Annotated in this window: 1 protein-coding gene; it reads left to right on the top strand. The window is 35.7% G+C overall.

Features of this window, described 5'->3' with window-relative positions; all coding sequences use genetic code 11:
* Positions 1 to 343 precede the first annotated feature (343 nt).
* Positions 344 to 1,051, top strand: coding sequence for a competence protein CoiA family protein (locus Q0954_RS34010; RefSeq protein WP_299466556.1), 708 nt, complete (start codon positions 344 to 346; stop codon positions 1,049 to 1,051).
* Positions 1,052 to 1,136: the final 85 nt, after the last annotated feature.

Genomic DNA, 1,136 nt, shown 5'->3' with positions numbered 1-1,136 from the left:
GAAAAGGTGATATTGATGTGTCGCAAGCACAATATGCAACCTTTTCCTTTTTTTATCAAAACCGTCGGGTAGAGTAATCACAAACAACAAGCAGCAAAAAAAGAACAGGAATCTGCAAATCTACAGGAAGAAATTCAACAACTTACAAAAGACAAACTGGAGTATGAGAAAAGCATACGCAAGCTAGAGAATGATGTTAAAGGGCTAACAAAATCAAGCTTAATATTTAAACGTATTAGTACCGTTATACACATCGCTACTTTGGGTTGGCTTATCATGAAAGCATTCTTTGGTTAATTTACACAACTCCACCATTCAAAAAAATACCAACCAACTCCCAACAATGGCAACAAACGAAGTTAAACTCCCATTTGCCCAAAATCCTGACGGCAGAATGGTTCATATATCAGAAGTACCCAATGGGCTTGCTTGTGATTGTATTTGCCCAAAATGTCAGACTTCGCTTGTGGCAAAAAAAGGTAAAAAGATGCAACATCACTTTGCTCATGAAGGCAGAGGTTCCTGCAAAGGTGCTGTTGAAAGTGCTTTGCATAAAGCAGCAAAACAAGTGTTGGCAGAAGGTCATGTAATTCATTTGCCCGAATACTGGTGCACGATTCAGGGATTTGGTAACCAAAAGCTGTTTAATGAAATAGTATGGGAATATCAAAAAGTAGCACAAGAACAGCAAATAAAAGAATGTGGTGAGCATGTAGTTGCAGATGTTGTACTTAAAGATGGCAAACGTAAGCTAATAATAGAGATTGCTGTTACACATCCTATTGATGAAGAGAAAGCTGGTAAAATTAGAAAAATGAATTTATCTGTCGTTGAGATTGATTTGAAACAACATCTGGATACAATCCACAATTTTGATGATCTGAAGAAAATATTGATCGATAAGCTTCATAATAAAACTTGGATACACAGCAGTAAAAAAGAGGAGTTAATACTGAAGAAAAGGCAGGAACTGATAACAGAATTAAAGAGTCATAGAAACTTGCTGAAAACCCCAGTAATACCTAATAAATCGCCTAAAAATAAAAAATAAGACTTGATATAACAACATGTTCGCCATCCTCCATTTTAAAATCTGTGAATGGCTCCAATAGACAATGTATCTTTAAAATCTATTG

It is taken from the genome of uncultured Microscilla sp., from assembly GCF_947493425.1.
Taxonomy (GTDB): Bacteria; Bacteroidota; Bacteroidia; order Cytophagales; family Microscillaceae; genus Microscilla.
The sequence above is the reverse complement of the archived record's forward strand: the minus strand, read 5'-3'. Positions and strand labels throughout refer to the sequence as shown.